We start from the raw sequence: 23,616 nt of genomic DNA, 5'->3' as shown, positions 1-23,616 counted from the left end.
AGCGTTCGCGCGCATCTTTCAAAAAGGTTTTTGCCCATGTCCTTTGATCCTGCGACCTTGGTCTATGACGATCGTGGCCTGATCCCCTGTATCGCTCAGGATGAGGGGACGGGCGAGGTTTTGATGATGGCGTGGATGAACGCCGAATCCGTAGCCCGGACGTTAGAGACGGGCAAGGTGACATACTGGTCGCGTTCGCGTCAGTCGTTCTGGGTGAAGGGCGAAACCTCGGGGCATGTGCAGACGTTGGTGGACCTGCGATTGGATTGCGATCGTGATTGCCTGTTGGCCGTTGTGCGTCAGGTGGGGCCCGCGTGCCACACGAACCGCCGAAGCTGTTTTTACACGGCCGTTCGGGATGGCGAAGAAGTCGAGCTGATGACGCCTTTGGATTGAATTACAGTCCTACCATTTGACGGACATCTTGAGGGCTTTTGCCTTGTTCTCGGTAGAGCGCGATGGCCTTGGCGTCGTCCCGTTTGGCGAGCCGTTTGCCGTTTTCGTCCCTGATCAGTTTGTGGTGATGGTAGGTCGGGGTCGGCAGGTTCAGCAGGCGCTGTAGCAGCACATGGATTTGTGTGGCTTCGGCCAGATCAGCGCCGCGAACGACGTGGGTGATGCCTTGTTCCGCATCATCGACCGTGACGGACAGGTGGTAAGAGGTGCCCATGTCGCGGCGGGCGAGGACGATGTCGCCTATTTCAGCCAAAGGATTTGCGCTGACGATCATCGGGACGGTGCCGGTTTCCGAATAGGTGATCGGCGTATCCAGCCGTTCCAATGCGAGGGCCATATTCAGACGTAGCGCTGCATCTTTGGGGCGCGGGCCTGAGGGGGCCGTGGTGGGGCGGCACGTGCCAGGATAGATCACGCCATCGGGGCCTACAGGTGGCTCGACACCTTCCTGCGGGGTGTCCAAGGCGGCAAGGATATCGCGACGATTGCAGTGACATGGGTATAGTAGGCCTGCATCCCAGAGCTGATCGAGCGCCGCGTCATAGGCCGCCATCCGGTCGGACTGGCGCATCATCGGTGTGGGCCAGTTCAGCCCCAGCCAGTGCAGATCGTCGTAAATCTGTGCCTCCCACTCAGGGCGGGCACGGGATTGGTCGATGTCTTCGATCCGAAGAAGGAAAGTGCCCCCCTCGGCGACTGCCATGTCATGGGCCAAACAGGCTGAATAGGCGTGGCCCAAGTGCAAAGGGCCGGTCGGTGAGGGGGCAAAGCGCGTGCGCATTGGCCTAGTCGCGATTCATCCGGCGGGCGCGGCGGTCTTCGTGGCTTTGGTAGATCAGAATCCACGCCAGAAGAATGAACATCGGGTGCGTGAGACCGCCAGAGAAGATGATCGCGGGGATCCAGATGATGAAGGTGATGATCGCCACAAACGGGCGGCCCGCCAACAGGATCGACAGAGGGGGCAGGAAAAGCGCGAGCACATAGTTCATTCTGGGGCCTCCTTTTGCGGTGCCTGTTCAAGCCATTCCGTCCAGACTGCCTTAGCGCGATCTGTATAAAGCTTGTAGCGGTCCTTGCGGCCACGACGACCACCTTTGACCTTTTCCTCAAGCGGGCGAAACAGGCCGAAGTTCACGTTCATGGGCTGGAAGGTCTTGGACTCGGCCCCGCCTGTGATGTGGTGCACAAGCGCGCCATGAGCGCTGTCTTGGGGGACGACGGGCAGTTCGATGCCAAGGATTTCGGCGGCGGCCATGCGACCCGCCAGAAGGCCCATCGAGGCGGATTCAACGTAGCCCTCGACACCTGTGATCTGACCCGCGAAGCGAATGTTCGGGCGCGATTTCAGACGCATCTGCGCATCCAGCAGCGTGGGCGAGTTGATAAAGGTGTTGCGGTGGATGCCGCCCAGTCGCGCGAAACGCGCGTTTTCGAGACCGGGGATCATGCGGAACACGTCTGTCTGTGCGCCGTATTTCATCTTGGTCTGGAAACCCACGATGTTGAACAGCGTACCCAGCGCGTTGTCACGGCGTAGCTGCACAACGGCATATGCCTTTTCTTCGGGTGCGTGCGGGTTTGTCAGGCCAACAGGCTTCATCGGGCCGTGGCGCAGCGTTTCACGGCCGCGTTCTGCCATCACTTCGATGGGCAGACAGCCGTCAAAGTAGCCAGCCGTTTCACCTTCGTGAAATTCGGTTTTGTCGGCGGCCAGAAGCGCGTCGATGAAGGCCTCGTAAGTGTCTTTGTCCATCGGGCAGTTGAGGTAGGCTTTGCGCTCTTCCTCGGACTCGCCCTTGTCATAGCGGGACTGCATCCACGCTTTCGACATGTCGATGCTGTCTGCGTAGACGATGGGGGCGATGGCATCGAAGAACGCCAGAGACTCGGCGCCCGTCTCATTCGCAATCGCCTGACCCAGACCTTGAGAGGTCAGGGGGCCTGTCGCAATGATCCAATGGCCGTCTTCAGGCAGTTCGGTGATTTCTTCATAAGACGCGCTGATCAGCGGGTGATCCATCAGGGCCTTGGTCACGGATTCCGCGAAAGGATCGCGGTCAACGGCCAGCGCACCGCCTGCGGGCAGGCGATGGTCATAGGCGGTCGAGATGATCAGGCCACCTGCGGCACGCATTTCCCAATGCAGCAGGCCGACAGCGTTCTGTTCATGGTCGTCCGATCTGAACGAGTTGGAACAAACCATTTCGCCGAAGTTGCCCGTCTGGTGGGCAAAGGTTTCGACCTTGGGGCGCATTTCGTGAATGACCACGGGCACACCCATCTGTGCGGCCTGCCATGCGGCCTCGGATCCGGCCATACCGCCGCCGATGATATGAAGCGTTTTTGTCATGCTAGGGCAGATAGTGTCTCTGCCCTGCATTGTCACGGGGTGTTAGTCCTGATCCCAATCCGGATCGCGTTTTTCCAGAAAGGCGGCGATGCCTTCTTCTGTGTCGCGATGCAGCATGTTTTCGACCATGACGTCGCCGGTATAGCTGTATGCCTCGGCCAAGGGCAGATCGATCTGGTTGTAGAATGCCTCTTTCCCGATCTTCATAGCTGCCCCGAGTTTGGAGGCGATCAGTTCGGCCAACGCCCATGTTTCGCTTTCCAACTGGTCAGCGGGAACAACACGGTTCACCAGCCCCAGTTTCTGCGCGCGGCTGGCGTCGATGAACTGGCCTGTTGTCAGCATTTCAAACGCATGTTTGCGCGGGATGTTTCGGCTAAGCGCGACCATCGGGGTCGAACAGAAGAGGCCGATGTTCACGCCGTTCACGCCAAAGCGCGTTCCTTCGGCAGCGACGGCCATATCGCAGGTCGCGACCAACTGGCATCCAGCGGCCGTGGCAATGCCATGGACCTGTGCGATGACGGGCTGGGGAAGTTTGTTCAGGCTTTGCATGAATCGGGCGCAACGGTCGAACAGATCCTTGAACGCGGCTTTGCCGCCGTCTTCGTTCTGGCGCGCGGCCGTCATCTGTTTCAGATCGTGGCCTGCGCAAAATGCCTTGCCTTCGCCTGACAGGATCACCGCACGGATCGTGCGATCCTGCATCAGCGCATCACATTGTTCTTGCAGCGCGGCCAACATTTCATCGGACAAAGCGTTCAGCCGTTCCGGCGCGTTCATGTGCAAATGTGCAATGGCGCCAGTGTCGCGACGTTCCAATATTGCCATCTTGTTCTCCCTCCCTTTGCGGGCCAGCTTAGCGAACGAAAAGCGGGAGGAAAGCAGAATGACGATCAAGATCACCAAAGATGAAATGATGCCCTATCTTGATCAGGTGTTTCCGCAGGTCAGGGGCATGTTCGGAATCGATCGTTTGGACGAAAATCTGTTGGTGATGCGTCTGTTCGAGGATGAAAAGCACCTGCGCCCCGGTGGTACGGTATCCGGCCCTGCGATGTTCGCGCTGGCCGATGTCGCGGCTTACGTCGCGACGATGGCGCGGATCGGGAAAGAGGCGCTTGCCGTGACCACGAACTGTTCGATCGATTTCATGCGCAAGCCCGAGTCTGGCAAAGACGTGCTGGCGGAATGCCGCGTGCTGAAACTGGGCCGCGCACTGAGCGTTTGTGATGTGCTGCTTTATTCCGAAGGCATGGCCGAACCGGTGGCCCGTGCGAACTTGACCTACTCGATCCCGCCAAAACGCGGATAACTGTTCAAATTACATCAAACCAAAAAAAAGGCCGAGCAAAGCTCGGCCATAGTCCAACAGGGAGGTTTGAAGACGCTGCGCCAAGAGGCGCTACATCGTTCAATTGCTCATTTAGTGATCGGAAATGAGTCGATCAAGAAACGATATGCCGCAGGCGCAGCATTTCTGCTATGCGCCTAGTGCATACCTCAAGTTGAACTGCTGGCCATGGCCTGCAAATGCCGACGGTGGGCAATGATTTCTTCCTGAACGAAGTCGCGGAACGCTTCTATCCGCTTGGAATGGCGCAATTCTTCCGGATAGGCCAAAAATACGGGCACTTCGCCGGATTCCACGTCGGGCAGAACGCGCACGACCGAGGGGAAATCCTCGATGATGTAATCCGGCAACACTCCAATCCCCAGATTCGAGATCACGGCCTGCAACACACCGAAGTAATTGTTCACGGACAGGGTCGCTTTGATGTCATAAGTCATCAACATCTGGACCAGCTGAAGGCCCGCATTGACCTGTGCGGTGCGGGTGTTCTGGCAGATCAGGCGGTGATTGCTCAGGTCTTCCAGCGTCTGGGGCGTGCCGTGTTCCTTCAGATAGTCCGGCGACGCATAGAGCTTCATCTTGATGTTCATAAGCCGCTTGCGGATCAAGTCAGCCTGACTTGGCTCTTTCATACGGATGGCAACATCGGCCTCGCGCATCGGCAGGTCCAGAACGCGTTCTTCCAGCATCAGATCGATATTCAGCTGGGGGTATTTTTCGTAGAGCTTGGGAAGGCGCGGGGCGAGCCACAAAGAGCCAAAGCCCGTGGTCGTCGTCACACGCAGAACACCGAAGATTTCTTCTTCGCTGTCGCGGATGCGCGCGGTTGCCGCATCAATGCGTTTGTTCATCGACTTGGTCGCATCAAACAGCAGTTCGCCTTGCTCGGTCAGAATCAGTCCGCGTGCGTGGCGATGGAAAAGTGTGGTATCGAGGGCTTCTTCAAGCGCGCGAATCTGGCGTGAAACCGCAGATTGTGACAGGTGCAGCTGTTCACCGGCATGCGTGAGGCTACCCGCATCGGCCACCGCGTGAAATATTCTTAGCTTGTCCCAATCCATTTAACTTACAATCCTGCGCTTTTTCTATCCTGCACGAAACAACGACCCACTTAGGGTGTAAATATACAGGACGCCAATGGTTTCTGTAAAAAATTCTAGGCAGGTCAGAAATTGTGACCTATATTTACCCTACGTGCATGAACATTGAGCGACGGGAGGCGTACGATGGGCATTCAGCAAATTTCTTTGGATGACCGGTTCGATCTTAGCAAGGAAAGTGTGCTGTTAAACGGCACGCAGGCGCTTGTTCGGTTGATGTTGATGCAAAAGGCGCGGGACCGTGCCGCTGGGCTGAATACAGCCGGTTATGTGACCGGTTATCGCGGCTCGCCCCTAGGGGCGGTCGACATGCAAATGACCCGCGCGAGCAAATGGCTGAAAGAGGCCGACATCACCTTTCAGGAAGGTCTGAACGAAGACCTTGCGGCCACGGCGCTGTGGGGATCGCAACAGGCCGAGCTTCGGGGCGAGGGGCGCTATGATGGCGTTTTCGGACTTTGGTACGGCAAGGGCCCTGGGGTGGACCGTTCGGGCGATGTGATGCGCCATGCGAATATGGCAGGCACGTCGCCACATGGTGGTGTGCTGATGGCTATGGGCGATGACCACACAGGCGAAAGCTCGACCGTACTGCATCAATCTGACTGGGCCATGGTCGATGTGTATATGCCTGTCGTGTCACCAGCGGGTGTGCAGGAAATTCTGGATTACGGTCTATATGGTCTGGCTTTGTCGCGGTTTTCCGGCCTGTGGGTTGGGTTAAAAACCATGAAAGACACGGTCGAGGCGACGGCGGTGGTCGATGCGCGTCTGGATCGGCTTCAATTGGTACAGCCAGACTATCCGATGCCCGAGGGCGGTCTGAACATCCGTCTGGGCGATACACCGCATGCGCAGGAACAACGGATCATCCAGCACAAACGTGACGCGGCCGAGGCGTTTTCGAGGGCCAACAAAATGGATAAGCGCGTCTGGGGTAAGCCCGGCGCGAAAATCGGGTTTGTCGCGGCGGGTAAGAACTGGCTTGATCTGTGCCATGCGATGTCTTTGCTGAACATCGATGAAAACGAAGCCGAACGTTTAGGGATCACCACCTACAAAGTGGGGCAAACGTGGCCGCTGGATATGGAAACGTTCCATGACTGGGCCGAAGGTTTGGATCTGATCGTCGTCGTCGAAGAAAAGCGCAAGCTGATCGAGGTGCAGATCAAAGAAGCCATCTTTGACGACCGTCGCGGGCGTCGGGTCTATGGCTGGTACAAGGGCGGGGCAGGTGCGCTCCATCGTGAAGAACTGTTTCCGGTCCATGGCGCACTTGATCCCGTTTGGATCGCGGAAAAGCTGGGCAATATCCTGATCGAGGAAGGGCGCGACACCGATGCCATCCGCGCGGGCCTTTCCCAGCTGGCGGACGCGCGGAAGGCCGACAATGCCGAAGAAATCGCAGCGCGCCTGCCGTATTTTTGTTCGGGCTGTCCGCACAATTCGTCAACCAAAGTACCGGAAGGGTCGCGGGCCTACGCGGGCATCGGTTGCCATTACATGGTGCAGTGGATGGACCGCAGCACACTTGGCTTTACGCACATGGGGGCGGAAGGGGCCAACTGGATCGGCGAAGCGCCGTTTTCGAAACGCGAGCATGTGTTCCAGAACCTTGGCGACGGCACGTATAACCACTCGGGCATTCAGGCCATTCGCGCGGCCGTCGCGGCGGGCACCAACATCACATATAAAATCCTGTTCAACGATGCGGTCGCCATGACCGGCGGTCAGAAGAACGAAGGCGGGCTGGGCCCCGACCGGATTGCGCGCGAACTTAAGGCAATGGGCATCGAGCATGTTGCCGTTGTCTTTGACGAAAAAGAAGAGCCGCGGCGCGAAGATTTCCCGTCTGATGTGGACTGGCATCCGCGTGCGGAAATGGATGTTGTTCAGAAACGTCTGCGCGACATTCCCGGTGTGACAGCCATCATTTATGTTCAGACCTGCGCCGCCGAAAAACGCCGTCGCCGCAAGCGTCAGCAGTTCCCCGATCCGGACCGTCGCGTGTTCATCAACACGGATGTCTGTGAAGGTTGCGGCGATTGTGGGGTGCAATCCAACTGTGTGTCTATCGTTCCGGTCGAAACCGAATTCGGCCGCAAGCGGGCGATTGACCAGTCGTCCTGTAATAAGGATTTCTCGTGCCTCAAGGGCTTCTGCCCGTCCTTTGTCACCGTCAAAGGGGCCAAGCTGAAAAAGCGCGAGGCGATGGACTTGAACCTGCCGGATTTGCCTGAGCCGGCGCTGCCCGAAATTGCCAAGACGTGGAACGTCGTTGTGACAGGTGTGGGCGGCACGGGTGTTGTCACTATCGGGGCTGTTCTGGCGCAAGCTGCGCAGATTGCCGGCATGGGTGCCGGCATGATGGAGATGGCGGGGCTGGCCCAAAAGGGCGGCGCGGTTCACATCCATCTGCGTTTGGCCAAGTCGCCTGACGACATCTCGGCCATTCGTGTCGCCACCGGCGAAACGGATGCGTTGATCGGTGGTGATCTGGTGGTCAGCGCAGGGTCCAAGACGCTTGGGCTGACGAAAAACGGGCGCACTGGTGCGGTGGTGAATAGCCACGAAATCATCACGGGTGATTTTACAAGAAATACGGAATTTTCGTTACCTGCTGATAGGTTGCGGGTTTCTCTTGAAGCGCGACTTAAAGATGGTGTTCGGTTCTTTGACGCATCTGAGCTGGCGAAAACCACGCTTGGTGACAGCATCTTTTCCAACATGATGATCCTTGGTGCCGCATGGCAACGTGGACTGGTGCCGTTGCCGAAACAGGCGATTTTGGATGCGATCCAGCTGAACGGCGCAGCGGTTGAAAAAAACCAGAAGGCGTTTGAAATCGGTCGTTGGGCCGTTTTGTACCCCGAGGAAGCCGAAGGGCTGATGACTCAAAAGGTGGTCGCTAAGCCCAAGACTCTGGACGAAAAAATTGCGATGCGCGCGGATCATCTGGTGGAGTATCAGGGTACGCGTCTTGCCAAGCGCTTCCGTAAAATGGTCGATCCTATTCAGGATGTCCATCTGAAAGAATCTGTCTCAAAAGGCTATCATAAGCTGTTGTCATATAAGGATGAATATGAAGTTGCCCGACTTCATCTGAAGACCCGTGAAAAGGTCGAGAAAGAGTTCAACGGCGATGTAAGCCTGTCCTATCATCTGGCCCCTCCGATGATCAGCAAGGATGGCCCTGACGGGCGTCCGCAGAAACGTGAGTTTGGCGAAGGCATGCTGACAGGCTTCAAAATCCTTACGCGGCTAAAGGGCCTACGCGGGACGCCGTTTGATCCATTCGGACGCACTGAAGAGCGCCGGATGGAACGCGCTCTGATCAAGCAATACGAAAGGGATATGGCCGAGTGGCTGCCCAAGGCGGATGCAAACACGATGGACGCGCTGGTTGCTTTGGCCGAATTGCCGCTGAAAATTCGCGGGTTCGGTCCGGTCAAACTCGCCAATCTGTCCAAGGCCGAGAAAGAGCGCGAAGAGCTCATCGCAGCATTAAAAGCTGGCGGCACACCCTACGACAAAGCGGCGGAGTAACGTCCTTTTTCCTTTACACCTTTCGCGGTTCGCTTCAGCAATTTGCCAAGCGAACCGTGTTGAGGAGGCTGGTTTGATGCAACGCGCGCGTCAGGTCGCCCGGGAAATTTCCTATTCACATTCTGCCCGCAGCAAGAGCGGACAGGCACTGATCCGTTTCATGGAAAATGCGACAGGCCGGATCAGCCTGATCAAGCGGGCGCAGGGCTATGAACATGAGGTCGCGCAGGGGCGCGATTTCTGGCAGGTCATGGTCGACCGCTACGGGCTTGAACTGGATGTGGTCGGGGGGGCGCTGGACAACATCCCCAAAACGGGCCCTTTGGTTGTCGTCGGCAACCACCCTTATGGCATTCTGGATGGGCTGATCCATGGCCACTTGCTGTCGGTCACACGGGGCGATTTCCGCATTCTGGCGCACCGTGTGTTCCGCAAGGCCGAAGACCTGAACAAGATTATCCTGCCGATTTCCTTTGATGAGAACAAAGAAGCCGTCGCTCTGAACCTGCAAACCCGCAAGACGGCGCTGTCCTATCTGGGGGATGGCGGCTGTATCGGTATTTTTCCCGGCGGCACTGTTTCGACAGCCTTACGCCCGATGATGCGCCCGATGGATCCGGACTGGCGCAGTTTCACCGCACGCATGATCGCGAAGTCCGGCGCAACAGTCGTGCCGATCTTTTTCGAAGGCCACAATTCGCGACTGTTCCAGTTGGCGAGCCACATGCACACCAATTTGCGCATGGGGCTGCTGATCCATGAATTCCGGCGCAGGGTGGATAAACCGGTCCGGCTTGTGATCGGAAAGCCTATATCGCCGCAAGAACTTGCCACGCGGTCATCGGATGCGCGCGGAATGATGGATTTTCTACGGAAAGCCACATATGAGCTTTCTCCGACACCTCTCGAATCCTTCGATGCAGGTTTCGAGTTTGAAGAAAAACACCGCCGTAGTTAAATCATATAAATAGGCGGCACAGGCAGAGAGGCATCGACCGTGGCAGTTGGTATTTTTGATTCCGGATTGGGCGGTCTGACCGTTCTTGACGCTGTGTCCAAGCGTCTGCCTGATGTGCCCTTTGTCTATCTGGGGGACAACGCACATGCGCCCTATGGCGTGCGGGATGCGGAAGACATCTTCAATCTGACGACATGGTCGGTCGAACGCCTTTGGGCCGAGGGCTGCGATCTGGTTATTCTTGCTTGTAACACGGCAAGTGCTGCGGCCCTGCGCCGGATGCAGGAGAGCTGGATTCCCAAGGATAAGCGGGTTCTAGGCGTATTCGTGCCCCTGATCGAGGCGCTGACCGAACGCCAGTGGGGCGACAACTCGCCCCCGCGCGAGGTGGCAGTGAAACACGTCGCATTGTTTGCAACGCCTGCCACTGTGCGCAGCCGCGCGTTCCAACGTGAACTCGCGTTCCGTGCTGTTGGTGTGGATGTCGAAGCGCAGGCCTGCGGCGGTCTGGTTGATGCGATCGAAGACGGCGACATGATTTTGGCTGATGCCTTGGTGCGGTCCCACGTCGACGCGCTGAAGCGTAAAATGCCCGATCCTGACGCCGCAATTCTGGGCTGCACGCATTATCCGCTGATGGAAGACATCTTCCGTGACGCATTGGGCGATGACGTAAAGGTCTATTCGCAGGCGACATTGGTTGCGGAAAGCTTGGCGGATTATCTTGAACGCCATCCGCAGATGGTCGGTTCGGGTACAGAATCCAAGTTTTTGACGACGGGTGATCCGAAGAAGGTATCCGGTCAGGCGACACAGTTCCTGCGCCGTAAGATCACGTTTGAAAAGGCGTAACTGCCCACGTCTTGCATGCCCAATCGCTGGGCATTCTGCCTGATATTTTGATCAAAAACCCCTAGGCGCCCCTTGCGCTTAGGGTAAGAAGCGCGTTTCCTCGGCCTCGAAATAAACAAGAGGCGCACATGACCACGCGGCTTTCCCCCCGAGACATCCTTGAAACGCTAGTCGGTTTTCCCACAGTCAGTCGTGACACAAACGTGCCGTTGATCGATTGGGTCGAAGAGTATCTTCAAGGGCACGGGATCACATGCCATCGCCATTGGGATGAAAGTGGTGACAAGGCCGCTTTGTTCGCGCATGTGGGGCCCGATCAGGAAGGGGGCGTGATCCTGTCCGGTCACACTGATGTAGTGCCTGTGGACGGGCAGGAATGGACGACATCGCCGTGGGACCTGACCGAACGGGACGGGCGGCTGTACGGGCGTGGCAGCACCGATATGAAGGCGTTTGACGCGCTGGCAATTTGGGCGCTGGTCGAGGCGCAGTACGCGGGCGTCACGCGTCCGCTCCAGATTGCGCTGTCCTATGACGAAGAGATCGGCTGCACCGGTGCACCGCCACTGATTGACGCGATGCAGGGTGTCGTGCCGCGTGCTGATGTCGCGATCATAGGCGAACCGACCATGATGGGCGCGGTGACAGGCCACAAAGGCGGTGTCAGTTTTCACGTCCATGTTCACGGGATCGAGGTGCATTCATCGATCCTGCACAAAGGTGTATCCGCGATCATGTATGGCGCGGAACTGATCACGTGGGCCAATCGTGTGAACGATGCGCAGATGGCTGCGACGCCGTCGGAAATGGCTGCGCTGTTTGATCCGCCCTGTACGAACGTGCATGTGGGCACGATCAATGGCGGAACAGCCCACAACATCACCGCCAAGGATTGTGAATTCCACCTCGGTTTCCGCATCATTCCCGGCGAAAGTCCCGACACATGGCGCGACGCGTTCTTTGAAGAAGTGCGTAGGGTCGAGGCGCAGATGCAGGCTGTCTGCCCAGAGGCTTGGATCGAGGTTTCGGAAACGTTCACATTGCCAGCCTTTGCGCCCACCCAGAACAATCTGGCCGAAGAACTGGTGCGCCAGATCACGGGCGACAACGGGCAGCATCATGTCAGTTATGGAACGGAAGCCAGCCATTTTCAGGCCGCCGGTTACGATGCCGTGGTTTGTGGGCCGGGAGATATCGGCATTGCGCATCAACCGGACGAATACATTGAGATTTCCCAGTTGAACGCTGGTCAGAAGTTTATGGAGCGACTTTTGAAGGCCTGTGGCGCATGAGCTTTCCCTTCCAGCTTCAGACCCCGCCTGAACATCAGGCTGTTCTACCGAAGGCATCGGATGTGGTCATCGTCGGTGCTGGTGTGATTGGCATCACGACGGCCCTTTGGCTAGCGCGGCAGGGTGTGCAGGTGACGGTGCTGGACAAAGGGCGCGTCGCGGCAGAACAGTCTTCGCGCAACTGGGGCTGGATCCGTGTTCAGGGCCGCGACATGGATGAAATTCCGATCGCGCAAGAGGCGCAGCGCCTGTGGCAAGAGTTGGAAGGCGAAGCAAACGGCGCGCTGGGCTTGCGGCAGGTGGGTGTGGCCTATCTGGCGAAGTCGGACAAGGACATGGCCGCTTATCAGGACTGGCTTAACGACGCTGCGGCCTTTGGCGTGTCTTCGAAGCTGGTGGATAAAGCCGGATTGAAGGGCATTTTGCCCGAGGCGCAAAAACCCTGGGCCGGTGCGCTGTGGACCCCTACCGATCTGAAGGCAGAACCTTGGGTGGCCGTACCTACACTTGCCCGCATGGCGCGTGAGGCAGGGGCGACCATCATTGAAAACTGCGCCACGCGTGCGCTGGATATCTCGGCTGGGCGTGTATCAGGTGTCGTGACCGAACGTGGACGCATCGTGTCTTCAAACGTCCTGGTTGCCGCTGGCGCGTGGTCAGCGCTGTTTTTGCGACGCCACGGTGTCAGCATCCCTCAGCTTTCGGTTCGGTCAACGGCGCTGGCGACCGAACCACTGCCGCAGGTCACGGGGATTGCCGCGGTCGACAGTAAGGTTGCTTTCCGGCCAAGGCAGGATGGCGGGTACACATTGGCCCCCTCAACCTTGTCCGAGCTCTACATCGGGCCGGATGCCTTTCGCACGATGTTCAAATACTTGCCCCTGCTGAAACAGGGTGGGTTTGATGTGCGTCTGAAAACCCATGCGCCCAAGGGGTTTCCGGATGCATGGGGCACGCCGCGCAGATGGGGCGAAGATGAGGTCAGCCCGTTTGAGCAGATGCGCATCCTGAACCCCGCGCCGAACCTGAAAAAAGCGCAGGAATGTATGAATGAAATGGCAGCGGCCTTTCCAGAAGTTGGCGTCGTGAAAGCCAAAGCCATCTGGGCGGGGATGATCGATGTTATGCCGGATGTCGTTCCGGTGGTTGATAATGTGCCCGATATCAAAGGGCTGACTGTGGCGACTGGGATGTGTGGCCATGGCTTTGGCATCGGGCCTGCCTTTGGCAAGATCGCGGCGCAATTGCTGACAGGTCAGACCCTGTCACACGATCTGACGCGGTTCCGGTTCAACCGCTTTGCAGATGGTTCCGCCATGCGTCCAGGGCCTAACATCTGACGCCACTTGTTTGGGCGCCTGACCTTTCGCATTCCTGTGCAAAGCGCATTTGCGTGGATACCGCTTGCAGCGGCATTTGATCGGCGTAGGGTGGTTTGATCAAATGATCAAATTCGGAGTCTCACATGCCTGTCAAAAACCGTTTCGCCGAACTGCACGACGAAATTACAGCTTGGCGCCGCGACCTGCATGAGCATCCTGAAATCCTGTTCGACACGGTTCGCACTGCCAAGGTCGTGGCCGACAAGCTGCGCGCGTTTGGCTGCGATGAGGTGGTCGAAGGCATCGGGCGCACGGGCGTTGTCGGTGTAATCAAAGGTAAATCGACGTCCTCTGGCAAGGTGATCGGTCTGCGTGCGGATATGGACGCGCTGCCGATCCATGAACAAACCGGTTTGGACTATGCCTCAAAAACGCCGGGGGCGATGCACGCCTGTGGTCATGACGGCCATACAGCTATGTTGCTGGGCGCGGCTCAGTACCTGTCCGAGACGCGCAACTTTGATGGCACCGTCGTGGTGATCTTCCAGCCCGCAGAAGAGGGCGGCGGCGGTGGCCGTGAAATGTGTGCCGACGGCATGATGGAAAAATTCGGTATTCAGGAAGTGTACGGCATGCACAACTGGCCGGGGCACGATATCGGCACCTTTGCCATTCGTCCGGGTCCGTTCTTTGCCGCAGCCGATCTGGTCGAGATCGAGATCGAGGGCCGTGGTGGTCACGCCGCGAAACCGCATGAAACCATCGACAGCACGGTTGTGGCGTCGCACATCGTTCTGGGTCTGCAAAGCATTGCCAGCCGTAACGCTGATCCGGTTGAACAACTGGTGGTGTCTATCACAAGCTTTGAGACATCCTCCAAAGCGTTCAACGTGATCCCGCAGCGGGTGACGATGAAGGGAACGGTCCGCACACTTAGCCCCGCGATCCGCGATCTGGCCGAAAAGCGTATTTCCGAGATTTGCGACGGCATCGCGGCCGCATATGGCGCAAAGGCGACCGTGAACTATAAGCGGAACTATCCGGTCATGATCAACAGCGATGACCAAACCGAATTCGCCGCAGAGGTTGCGCGCGCAGTGTCCGGCCAGTGTGAAGAGGCGCCCTTGGTCATGGGCGGCGAAGATTTCGCCTTCATGCTGGAGGAACGCCCGGGAGCATATATTCTGGTGGGCAACGGCGATAGCGCCGACGTGCATAACCCCGAATACAACTTCAATGACGACGCTATTCCGGTCGGGTGTTCGTGGTGGGCCGAGATCGCGGAACGTCGGATGCCTGCTGCGTAAGCAATCGCAAGGTTCGCGGCGCTTGGTCGCGACCTTGCCTCTCCTCAAAGCGGGGGTTAGCACCTATGTTATGGGCAAACCCCGTGGGAGGACTTGATGGCTCTTAAATCGCTCAAAAAACGCCGGCGTATTCAGGTGGTCGCTTTGGCCGTTGTCGCCCTGATCGGTGCAACTGCCCTGATCGGCTATTCGATGCGCGACGGGATCAACTATTTCCGGTCCCCCAGTCAGGTCGCAGAAGAGCCGCCAACCCCGAACGAGGTGTTCCGCATCGGCGGGTTGGTCGAAGAAGGCACTCTGGTCCGGGGACAAGGGCAAGAGATTACGTTCAATGTGACCGACGGCGGTGCCAGCATCCCTGTGGTCTATGCGGGCGTTCTGCCTGATTTGTTTGAAGAAAATCAGGGTATGGTTGGCACTGGCCGCTTTATCGATGGCCGTTTCGAGGCGTCGGAAATCCTTGCTAAGCACGATGAAACCTACATGCCGAAAGAGGTGGTGGACGCGCTGAAAGAGCAGGGCGTTTATCAGGAACCCGAAAGCTGATCGGTTCGAAAACCGGACATGAAAAAAAGGGGCCACTTGGGCCCCTTTTTGTTTGTCTGGGTAGGCTGATTTAGCCGCGCAGGATCGAACGGCCTGCGTAGATGGCCGTGTCGCCCAGCATCTCTTCGATGCGGATCAGTTGGTTGTACTTTGCCAACCGGTCGGACCGCGCCAGCGAACCGGTTTTGATCTGGCCACAGTTCGTTGCAACCGCCAGATCGGCAATTGTCGCGTCTTCGGTTTCGCCCGAGCGGTGCGACATAACGTTTGTCATGCGTGCACGGTGGGCCATGTCGACGGCCTGCAGCGTTTCTGTCAGCGTGCCGATCTGGTTCACTTTCACCAGCATGGAGTTCGCCGAGCCACGCTCGATCCCCATTGCCAGACGGGCAGGATTGGTCACGAACAGGTCGTCACCCACCAGCTGAACGCGGTCGCCGATGGCGTCTGTCAGGGCTTTCCAGCCGTCCCAGTCGTCTTCGGACATGCCGTCTTCGATCGAGATGATCGGGTAATCGTTTACCAGCGCTTCAAGGTAGGCAACGTTTTCTGCGGATGTCAGAGATTTGCCTTCGCCCTTCAGTTCGTACTTGCCGTCTTTGAAGTATTCGGTCGCGGCACAGTCCAGAGCAAGGTAGATGTCTTCGCCCGGCTTGTAGCCAGCTTTTTCGATGGATTTCAGGATGAAGTCCAAGGCGTCGCGGGTCGAACCCAGTTCAGGGGCAAAGCCGCCTTCGTCACCCAGACCTGTGGACATGCCAGCGGCGGACAGTTCTTTTTTCAGAGTGTGGAATACTTCGGAACCCATGCGCACAGCGTCGCGGATGTTTTCCGCAGCGACCGGCATGATCATGAATTCCTGAATGTCGATCGGGTTGTCCGCGTGTTCGCCGCCGTTGATGATGTTCATCATCGGAACGGGCAGGGTGCGGGCGGATGTGCCGCCGATGTAGCGGAACAGCGGCTGTGTTGTGAACTCGGCTGCGGCTTTGGCAACGGCCATGGACACACCAAGGATCGCGTTCGCGCCCAGACGGCCTTTGTTGTCGGTGCCGTCCAGTTCGATCATCGCCATGTCGATCTCGACCTGCTCGGTCGCATCGAAGCCAACGATGTTTTCCGCGATTTCGCCGTTTACGGCGGCAACGGCATCCAGAACGCCTTTGCCCATGTAACGGGACTTGTCACCGTCACGCTTTTCTACGGCTTCATAGGCACCGGTCGAAGCACCTGACGGAACCGCCGCGCGGCCCATTGTGCCGTCTTCCAGCAGAACGTCGACTTCAACGGTGGGGTTGCCGCGACTGTCCAGAATTTCGCGTGCGTGAATATCAATGATGGTGCTCATGGCTAGTCCCTCGCATGGCCTGTTTGACCGCTCTATAGCAGAGGCGAAGGCGAAGTAAACTAAACTGTTAGCGGTAACAAGTTTGCGGCGGGCTTTGTTAGCGCTGTCTTTTCTTTAATCTTCGCTCTCGCAGCACAGTATAGATGCCAGAACCGACGATCAGCGCCATGCCAACGTATGTAAGCAAATCAGGGCGTTCGCCAAAGATGGTGATTCCCAAAATCAGAGCGAATACAATCCGCGTGTATCTGAAGGGCGAGATAACCGACAATTCGCCGATGCGGGACGCAAGCGTGATCGCGTAGTAGGCCAGAATGCCGACGCTGATTGCGGCGGTCAGCATCAGCCAGCTTTGTGTCGTGGGCGTGCCCGCGCCACCGGAAAACGCAAGAAGTATCGCGCCGGTCGGGACCAGCATGAAAAACCCGTAGGCGGTCAGAAGTGTGTTTGGCACCTGACGCGGCACCGCCCGCGACGCCAGATCACGGCCGCCCAGCCCGAACACCGCCAGCACCGCCCAAAGCGCGTTCGGGTCAAAGCCTTCAAAGCCTGGGCGCATGATGATCAGCACGCCACAAAGCCCGACGCCAATCGCGCTCCAACGGCGCCAACCCACGGCTTCTTTGAAAATCAGCGCGGCGCCCATGGTGATCACCAGTGGCATGGCTTGCGCGATAGTCGAGGCAACCGAAAGGGGGATCGAGGTGATCGCCTTTACAAAGCCCAATGTGCCTACAACCTCGGTCAGGTTGCGGATCAGAACGGGGCGCATCCAGAAAGTTTTGGTCCAGACGGGAATGCCCTGCAACGCGGCGATGCCCCATAGCACTATGCCGCCCAATCCACCGATGATCATCAGGATCTGCCCCGGCGGGATTTGATCGGCGACGGTTTTGATGAACGCATCTTCGATGGCGAAGCCCGCCATGGCGAGAACCATGAAAATGATGCCGCGAAGGTTGTCCAAGACTGGCTCCTGTGAATGCAGAAGCATAGGGCTATTCCGTTTCGGAACAGCTGACCAGAGGTCTGAAGAAATTTTTACGTTTTGATAAAAAATAGGCCCGCGCGATGGGCGGGCCTGTTCGGGATTTAAGCGTAAAGGGCGGAGTTGCCCATCTGCACATGCAGGGCGTTAACCGTGGGTTCATCCAGCCCAAGAGCGCGGGCAAGGCGATCAAGATATTGCGCCTCTTCATCCGTATCGACGCGGATCGCCATCAGCGACGCGGAATACAACGCTAGCTTCTGGCCGTCCGGCGTATCTGCGGCCAGACCTTCGGGATCAAGCGGTGCAGACAGTTCGGCTTTCAGGAAGGCGATGTCTTCTTCGGTCGCGTCGTCGCCCACGACGTCCAGAATGGCTGCTTTTTCCTGTTCGTCGATATGACCATCGGCCTTTGCCGCCTGGATCATCGCGCGCAACATCAGGGCCGCGTCGGCTTCGGACTGGCCGCTGTCAGCGGCATCATTGAATTGGTCGAACAGCGCGCCAACGCCGGCACCCGCCGCTGCGGTCGCGCCTGCAGCTGCAACGCCTCCTGCAGGTAGAGACGACAAAAGGCCGCCACCGGGTTTCGCGGCAGGGGCACCGAGGCCCGGCATGTTCAGACCAGTCTGGCGCAGTTGCTGGAACATGGACTGCATCGGATTGCCTGCACCCATGCCCATTGCGTTGGTCATCTGGCGTCCGGCTTCGGTTGTTGGGTGTTGCCCTTTGACCTGAGCGTTGCCGCCGCCTCCCAGCAGCGCCGAAAGCCCACCACCAGATGACACGCGATCCACCCCACGGGCCACCGCATAGCCAAGCGCCACTTTGGTCAATGTTTTCATCAGGCTCATGCGCCGTCCTCCGATAACTGTGTTTGACGCTAAGATAGGTAGTCAAAGCCCTTTGCGGAAGGGCTTTGACTCTGCGCCGTTCCCCTTAAGTGCCGCAGAAGGTGGCCAGAACCCGTTCGTCCGGCAGCGGCGCACGGGTCAGATCAGCGTATTCGTCGTTGTCTTCGAACGGGTTTGCCAAGGCCGCATTCAGGCGATGGAACGGGGCAAAATCGCCGTCGACAGCACGCGCGATCATTTCTTCAACGCGGTGATTGCGCGGGATAATCGCCGGATTGGTCTGGCGCATCAGGGCCTGTGGGTTTGGTTCGCTGGCAATGCGGGCTTGCCAGCCTTCTGCCCATTGGTCGAAGGCCATCGGATCGGTGAACTGATCACGTGCGTTGTCGGTCAGCAACGCGCGGAAGGTGTTGGTGAAATCGGCACTATTCTCATGCATGCGAGACAGAAGATCGGTCACCATCGGGACATCACCGGTTTGTAGGTTGGTGATGCCGATCTTGGCGCTAAACAGGCGTTCGTATTCCGCGCGGATCAGTTCGGGCATCCCGTGGACCTGTTCGGTAAACCGTTCGACCGAGGCCTCGGGATTGTCTGTCAGGGGCACCAGCGCCGTGGCCAATTGCGCCATGTTCCACACGATGATGTCAGGTTGACGGATATAGGCGTAGCGGCCGTAGCGGTCGATCGACGAAAACACCGTTTCAGGATCGTAGGCATCCATAAAGGCGCAGGGGCCGTAGTCGATCGTTTCGCCGGAAAGGGTGCAGTTGTCCGTGTTCATGACGCCGTGAATGAAACCGACACTCATCCATTTGGCGATCAGTTTTGCCTGCCTCTGGATCACCTCATCCAGAAGATCGTGCGGGTTCTCTGCATTCGCGTAATGCCGTTCGACGGTGTAGGCGTAAAGCGTGCGCAGGCGATCCAGATCGCGGCGCGCGGCAAAGACTTGGAACGTGCCCACGCGGATATGGCTTTGCGCGACGCGGGTTAGGACCGCGCCTGGCAGGGGCGTTTCGCGCAGGACCGGATCACCGGTGGAAACCGCCGCCAATGCGCGTGTGGTCGGAACGCCAAGCGCATGCATCGCCTCGGAGACCACGTATTCGCGCAGGACCGGACCAAGCCACGCACGCCCGTCGCCCATGCGGGAAAATGGTGTCTGTCCAGACCCCTTTAGCTGAATATCGCGGCGTTGGCCGTCTGATCCAACAACCTCGCCCAGCAAAATCGCGCGGCCGTCGCCAAGCTGCGGGTTGTACTGCCCGAACTGATGGCCCGAATAAAGCTGGGCAATTGGGGTGGAGCCGTCGGGAAGCGCGTTGCCGGAAAAGACCTGCGCCAGATCGGTCAGATCGTCATGCGTCACGCCTAGAACCTTGGCCAGATCCTTGTTGAACGCGATCAGCGCAGGTGTTGAAACCGCAGTAGGTTTCTGGCGCGCATAGAAGCCTTCCGGCAGCGCGGCGTAGGTGTTGTCGAAGGGAATATGGACTGTCATGGCCTAGATATAGGTCGCGGCGGCAGACAGCGCCATGGGCATCACAAGGCGCGGCTCATGAACATGTAGTTTTCCCGCGCTTTGAACCGCGCACGGGCGTAAAAGCGATGCACGTCTTCATCATCACGGTCCGCTTCCAGATGCAGCGCACGAACACCAGCGTCTTTCAGCGCTTTGGCAATACCGTTCAGGGCTTCGAACCCCATGCCACGACGGCGCACAGCCGGGCGGATGTAAAGTTCGTCGACAATCGCATCAAGCCCGCCGAATTCTACGGACCATCCGAAGGTGACCACGATGTAACCCACTGGCGCTTTGCGCGGGCCGATCAACCAGACGGCCCCATGTGGCGTGCCTTCCAGAAGCGGCGTCAAAGCGGCGCTTTGCTGCTCTTCCGTCGTCTCGAACCCGCGTTCGGTGTGGAACGCTGCCACAAGAGGAAAGAGGCGCGCGGCATCTTCGGGGGTTGCTAGGTGCAAAGATTTCACAGGCGTGCCAATCGTTCTGTCAGAAGGTCAAAGAACCCATCGGCGTCGATGTCGCCCATGAAGGTTGCATTCGGTTCGCGCCCGCTGACGCGCCACCAATCCGCCACGGTCATGCCCAGCGTCAGATCAGAGGACGTTTCGATTTCCACGTTGATGTGGCGACCGGTGAACAGTTCGGGCTTGATCAGATAGGCGGTGACGCAAGGATCGTGCAGGGGCGCGCCCTGTGAGCCGTATTTTTCTTTGTCAAAGCGTTCGAAGAAGTCCGTCATCTCGGCCACGGCCACACCCACCGGCGTGCCAAGTGCGCGGAACGCATCGTTGCGGGGTTTTGTTACCAGCGCTTTGTGCGTCACGTCCAAGGGCATCACAGTGATGGGTGCACCGCAGGCGAAAACGATCTTGGCGGCTTCGGGGTCGACGTAAATATTGAATTCGGCCGTGGGTGTGATGTTGCCAACTTCAAAGTAGGCGCCGCCCATCAGCACGATTTCCTGAATGCGGTTCGCGATGTCGGGTGCCTTGGTCAAAGCGGTTGCGATGTTGGTCAGCGGCCCAAGCGGGCAAAGCGTCACTGTTCCTTCGGGTTCGGCACGCAGCGTGTCGATGATGAAATCGACGGCATGACCATCCGCCAGTTCCATTTCTGGATCGGGCAGAGTGGGGCCATCAAGCCCGGTTTTGCCATGCACATGCTCTGCCGTGACCAGCTTTCGTGCAATCGGCGTGTCGCAGCCTGCAAACACTTTGGTGTCCGGCTTGCCCGCCAGTTCACAGACGATGCGCGCATTTTTCTGTGTCAGGGAAAGCGGCACGTTGCCCGCAACAGCAGTGATACCCAGCACGTCGATCTCTTCCGGCGAGGCCAGAGCCAGAAGAATGGCAACTGCGTCGTCCTGTCCGGGATCTGTGTCGATGATGATTTTACGTGCGGGCATGAACGGCCTCTGATTTGTGTCAAAGGCATTTCGTGACATGCATACGAGAAACAAACAAGCGTATAGAACAGGCAATCGGCCATCACTTGCCGATACGCAAAAGGCAGTTTTGCTAAGCGGATGCGATGAAACTGAACGGTTTTCTTTATTTCATGCATCGAGGTGTTAGACTCCTGCGCAAACCTGCGGTAAAGCACGTCGCGAAAGCTTGCGTTAGCGCTAACGAAAATATGTGATCGCTTCTCGGCGCACATAGAAACAACGGAGTAGATGCCGCTATGGTCTCACGCGTTATTCCTGTCGAATGCTTCGACCTTGTTATTTTTGGTGGTACGGGCGATCTGGCCCGCCGCAAAATCCTGCCTGGTCTGTTCCGCCGTTTCTGTTCAGGGCAAATGCCGCCCGAAGCGCAAATCATTGGTGCAGCCCGAAGCGAATTGGATGACGACGGCTATCGTCAGTTCGTTCGCGAAGCGGTTCAGGAATTTGGCGGAACGCATTACGAAAAAGACCAGTTGGACCAATTCCTGCAGCGTTTGGGCTATGAAACAGTTGACGCCAAAGGCGAAGGCGGATGGGAGGCCCTTAAAGGGCGTCTGCGAGATAAAGTCGTCCGCGCTTTCTATTTCTCGGTCGGTCCGTCGCTGTTTGGGGATATCGCCGAACGCCTGCGGTCATTCGGCCTTGCGAACGAAGATAGCCGCATCGTTGTGGAAAAGCCGTTCGGCCACGATCTGGAAACCGCGCGGGCGCTGAACGCGACATTGGCGCAGCATTTCGACGAAACACAGATTTACCGCATCGACCATTATCTGGGCAAAGAAACGGTCCAGAACCTGATGGCCGTACGCTTTGGCAATATGCTGTTCGAACCGCTGTGGAACGCGCAATACGTCGATCACATCCAGATCACAGTGGCAGAGACCGTCAGCGTAGAAGGGCGGGGCGGCTACTATGATAAATCCGGCGCAATGCGGGACATGGTTCAGAACCACCTGATGCAGTTGCTGTGCCTGATCGCGATGGAACCGCCGGCCAAGTTTGACCCCGATGCTGTTCGCGACGAAAAGCTGAAGGTCATTCGCGCACTTGATCCGGTCGAGCCGCATCACGTTGTGCGTGGTCAGTACAGTGCAGATGAAAAGCAGGCGGGTTACCGCGTGCATGCAGAAAACCCGCGGTCGCGCACCGAAAGTTTTGTCGCGATGAAGGTGCACGTATCGAACTGGCGCTGGGCGGGGACGCCTTTCTACCTCCGCACAGGTAAGCAATTGCGTGCCCGCGCGTCGGAAATCGCCGTCGTGTTCAAAGACGCGCCGCATAGCATCTTTGGTGAGGAAGCAGGGCGTCATCGCAACGTCCTGTCGATCCGGTTGCAACCGAACGAAGGAATGACGCTGGGAGTGACGATTAAGGAACCGGGGCCGGGCGGTATGCGCCTGATCGACGTGCCTTTGGACATGTCCTTTGCCGAGGCACTAGGGCCGGATGGCGAGGATGCGCCGGATGCTTATGAGCGTCTGATCATGGACGTGATCCGTGGCAACCAGACCCTGTTTATGCGTGGCGACGAGGTCGAGGCAGCCTGGGCATGGACCGATCCGATCATAGCAAGCTGGGTCGCGCGCAATGATGTGCCGAAACCCTATGATGCCGGAAGCTCGGGCCCAGAGGACGCGCTGATGCTGATGCATCGTGACGGTCGCCGTTGGAGAGAGATCAAGGCATGAGTTACAAATTCGTAGAATACGCTGACCGCGATATGCTGGCGCTTGATCTGGCAAACCTGATCGCGGGTGAACTGCGCACGGCTTTGTCGCAGTCCGATAGTGCGACTTTGGCAGTTCCGGGCGGCACATCGCCCGGTCCGGTCTTTGATGACCTTTGCGCCGTCGATCTGGATTGGGATCGCGTCAATGTCATGCTGACCGACGAACGCTGGGTTCCGGAAGATAGCGACCGGTCCAACACACGCCTGCTGCGCGAACGGCTTTTGACCGACAAGGCTGCCGCCGCAAACCTTTTGCCGCTTTACGCGCCGTACGACACACCGGAAGAGGGCTTGGGCGAACTGGCCAAAGGCATTGAAGCGCAGTTGCCGTTGTCCGTAGTTCTGCTGGGAATGGGCGCGGATATGCACACGGCGTCGATCTTTCCCGAGGCGGATAAGTTGGACGAGGCTTTGGCACCGAATGCGCCTGTCCTTTTGCCGATGCGTGCCCCCGGTGCGCCAGAGCCGCGCATCACGCTAAGCGCCGAGGCGCTGGATGGCGCAATGTCCAAGCACATCCTGATCTTTGGCGCGGAGAAACGCGCTGCGCTGGAAAATGCCAAGGGCAAAGCCCCCAAAGATGCACCCATCAACGCCGTTCTAAACGGCGCAACCGTTCACTGGGCGGAGTAAGACAAC

General features: G+C 58.0%; 22 protein-coding genes. 11 read left to right on the top strand and 11 right to left on the bottom strand.

Annotated elements, in window-relative coordinates:
- The first annotated feature begins 36 nt into the window (after positions 1–36).
- Positions 37–396 carry a phosphoribosyl-AMP cyclohydrolase gene (gene hisI / locus AC4FIA_RS04840; RefSeq protein WP_490364929.1) on the top strand — a complete coding sequence of 120 codons (360 nt, stop codon included), beginning with the start codon at positions 37–39 and terminating at the stop codon, positions 394–396.
- Between the two features lies 1 nt (position 397).
- On the opposite strand, the gene gluQRS is transcribed toward hisI, so the two are convergent.
- From gluQRS to AC4FIA_RS04820, 4 genes are read right to left on the bottom strand one after another with little or no spacing between them, the layout of a single operon-like run.
- Entirely contained in the window at positions 398–1,237 is an 840-nt protein-coding gene (gluQRS, locus tag AC4FIA_RS04835) for a tRNA glutamyl-Q(34) synthetase GluQRS (RefSeq protein WP_490364928.1), read from the bottom strand.
- A gap of 4 nt (positions 1,238–1,241) precedes the next feature.
- A complete protein-coding gene (locus tag AC4FIA_RS04830) occupies positions 1,242–1,448 on the bottom strand; it encodes a hypothetical protein (protein WP_103908567.1) in 207 nt (68 codons plus the stop codon).
- Positions 1,445–2,809, bottom strand: coding sequence for a methylenetetrahydrofolate--tRNA-(uracil(54)-C(5))-methyltransferase (FADH(2)-oxidizing) TrmFO (gene trmFO, locus AC4FIA_RS04825; protein WP_490364927.1), 1,365 nt, complete (start codon positions 2,807–2,809; stop codon positions 1,445–1,447). The genes AC4FIA_RS04830 and trmFO overlap by 4 nt, the downstream gene beginning before the upstream one ends.
- A gap of 42 nt (positions 2,810–2,851) precedes the next feature.
- Positions 2,852–3,640, bottom strand: coding sequence for an enoyl-CoA hydratase (locus AC4FIA_RS04820; RefSeq protein WP_490364926.1), 789 nt, complete (start codon positions 3,638–3,640; stop codon positions 2,852–2,854).
- Positions 3,641–3,698: 58 nt separating this feature from the next.
- Between AC4FIA_RS04820 and AC4FIA_RS04815 the strand changes: the two genes are divergently transcribed.
- Positions 3,699–4,124: a PaaI family thioesterase gene (locus AC4FIA_RS04815; RefSeq protein ID WP_490364925.1), complete on the top strand. Its 426-nt coding sequence runs from the start codon at positions 3,699–3,701 to the stop codon at positions 4,122–4,124.
- Between the two features lie 188 nt (positions 4,125–4,312).
- Here AC4FIA_RS04815 and AC4FIA_RS04810 read toward each other — a convergent pair whose 3' ends face one another.
- Entirely contained in the window at positions 4,313–5,224 is a 912-nt protein-coding gene (locus tag AC4FIA_RS04810; RefSeq protein ID WP_490364924.1) for a LysR family transcriptional regulator, read from the bottom strand.
- A 165-nt stretch (positions 5,225–5,389) separates the two neighbouring features.
- Between AC4FIA_RS04810 and AC4FIA_RS04805 the strand changes: the two genes are divergently transcribed.
- The 7 genes from AC4FIA_RS04805 (at position 5,390) to ccmE (ending at position 15,086) form a co-directional block, all read left to right on the top strand.
- Positions 5,390–8,809: an indolepyruvate ferredoxin oxidoreductase family protein gene (locus AC4FIA_RS04805; protein ID WP_490364923.1), complete on the top strand. Its 3,420-nt coding sequence runs from the start codon at positions 5,390–5,392 to the stop codon at positions 8,807–8,809.
- A 76-nt stretch (positions 8,810–8,885) separates the two neighbouring features.
- Positions 8,886–9,767: a lysophospholipid acyltransferase family protein gene (locus tag AC4FIA_RS04800; RefSeq protein ID WP_490364922.1), complete on the top strand. Its 882-nt coding sequence runs from the start codon at positions 8,886–8,888 to the stop codon at positions 9,765–9,767.
- Positions 9,768–9,806: 39 nt separating this feature from the next.
- Complete coding sequence (gene murI / locus AC4FIA_RS04795; protein ID WP_490364921.1) at positions 9,807–10,619, top strand: glutamate racemase; 813 nt, start codon at positions 9,807–9,809, stop codon at positions 10,617–10,619.
- A gap of 128 nt (positions 10,620–10,747) precedes the next feature.
- Positions 10,748–11,911, top strand: coding sequence for an acetylornithine deacetylase (argE, locus tag AC4FIA_RS04790; protein ID WP_490364920.1), 1,164 nt, complete (start codon positions 10,748–10,750; stop codon positions 11,909–11,911).
- The gene (locus AC4FIA_RS04785) at positions 11,908–13,251 is read left to right on the top strand and encodes an NAD(P)/FAD-dependent oxidoreductase (protein WP_490364919.1); all 1,344 of its coding nucleotides are present in this window, start codon (positions 11,908–11,910) and stop codon (positions 13,249–13,251) included. Before argE ends, AC4FIA_RS04785 begins: the two co-directional genes overlap by 4 nt.
- Positions 13,252–13,376: 125 nt before the next feature.
- Positions 13,377–14,540 (top strand): M20 aminoacylase family protein, encoded by a 1,164-nt coding sequence (locus AC4FIA_RS04780; protein WP_287473167.1) that lies wholly within the window; start codon positions 13,377–13,379, stop codon positions 14,538–14,540.
- A 96-nt stretch (positions 14,541–14,636) separates the two neighbouring features.
- The gene (gene ccmE / locus AC4FIA_RS04775; RefSeq protein WP_103908557.1) at positions 14,637–15,086 is read left to right on the top strand and encodes a cytochrome c maturation protein CcmE; all 450 of its coding nucleotides are present in this window, start codon (positions 14,637–14,639) and stop codon (positions 15,084–15,086) included.
- A gap of 70 nt (positions 15,087–15,156) precedes the next feature.
- On the opposite strand, the gene eno is transcribed toward ccmE, so the two are convergent.
- From eno to AC4FIA_RS04745, 6 genes are all read right to left on the bottom strand, one after another.
- Entirely contained in the window at positions 15,157–16,434 is a 1,278-nt protein-coding gene (gene eno, locus AC4FIA_RS04770; RefSeq protein WP_287473166.1) for a phosphopyruvate hydratase, read from the bottom strand.
- Between the two features lie 97 nt (positions 16,435–16,531).
- Positions 16,532–17,401 (bottom strand): DMT family transporter, encoded by an 870-nt coding sequence (locus AC4FIA_RS04765; protein WP_490364918.1) that lies wholly within the window; start codon positions 17,399–17,401, stop codon positions 16,532–16,534.
- Positions 17,402–17,526: 125 nt separating this feature from the next.
- Positions 17,527–18,276 (bottom strand): DUF533 domain-containing protein, encoded by a 750-nt coding sequence (locus AC4FIA_RS04760; RefSeq protein ID WP_490364917.1) that lies wholly within the window; start codon positions 18,274–18,276, stop codon positions 17,527–17,529.
- A gap of 85 nt (positions 18,277–18,361) precedes the next feature.
- Entirely contained in the window at positions 18,362–19,780 is a 1,419-nt protein-coding gene (locus AC4FIA_RS04755) for a protein adenylyltransferase SelO (protein WP_490364916.1), read from the bottom strand.
- A 41-nt stretch (positions 19,781–19,821) separates the two neighbouring features.
- The gene (locus AC4FIA_RS04750; protein WP_490364915.1) at positions 19,822–20,268 is read right to left on the bottom strand and encodes a GNAT family N-acetyltransferase; all 447 of its coding nucleotides are present in this window, start codon (positions 20,266–20,268) and stop codon (positions 19,822–19,824) included.
- Positions 20,265–21,206, bottom strand: coding sequence for a nucleoside hydrolase (locus AC4FIA_RS04745; RefSeq protein WP_490364914.1), 942 nt, complete (start codon positions 21,204–21,206; stop codon positions 20,265–20,267). The genes AC4FIA_RS04750 and AC4FIA_RS04745 overlap by 4 nt, the downstream gene beginning before the upstream one ends.
- Before the next feature lie 278 nt (positions 21,207–21,484).
- Between AC4FIA_RS04745 and zwf the strand changes: the two genes are divergently transcribed.
- Positions 21,485–22,936, top strand: coding sequence for a glucose-6-phosphate dehydrogenase (zwf, locus tag AC4FIA_RS04740; protein ID WP_473031552.1), 1,452 nt, complete (start codon positions 21,485–21,487; stop codon positions 22,934–22,936).
- Positions 22,933–23,610 (top strand): 6-phosphogluconolactonase, encoded by a 678-nt coding sequence (gene pgl / locus AC4FIA_RS04735; RefSeq protein ID WP_490364913.1) that lies wholly within the window; start codon positions 22,933–22,935, stop codon positions 23,608–23,610. The genes zwf and pgl overlap by 4 nt, the downstream gene beginning before the upstream one ends.
- Positions 23,611–23,616 lie beyond the last annotated feature (6 nt).

The sequence above is a fragment of the Thalassococcus sp. genome, assembly GCF_982780845.1.
Note: the sequence above shows the minus strand (reverse complement) of the source record. Positions and strands in the feature narration are given on the sequence as shown.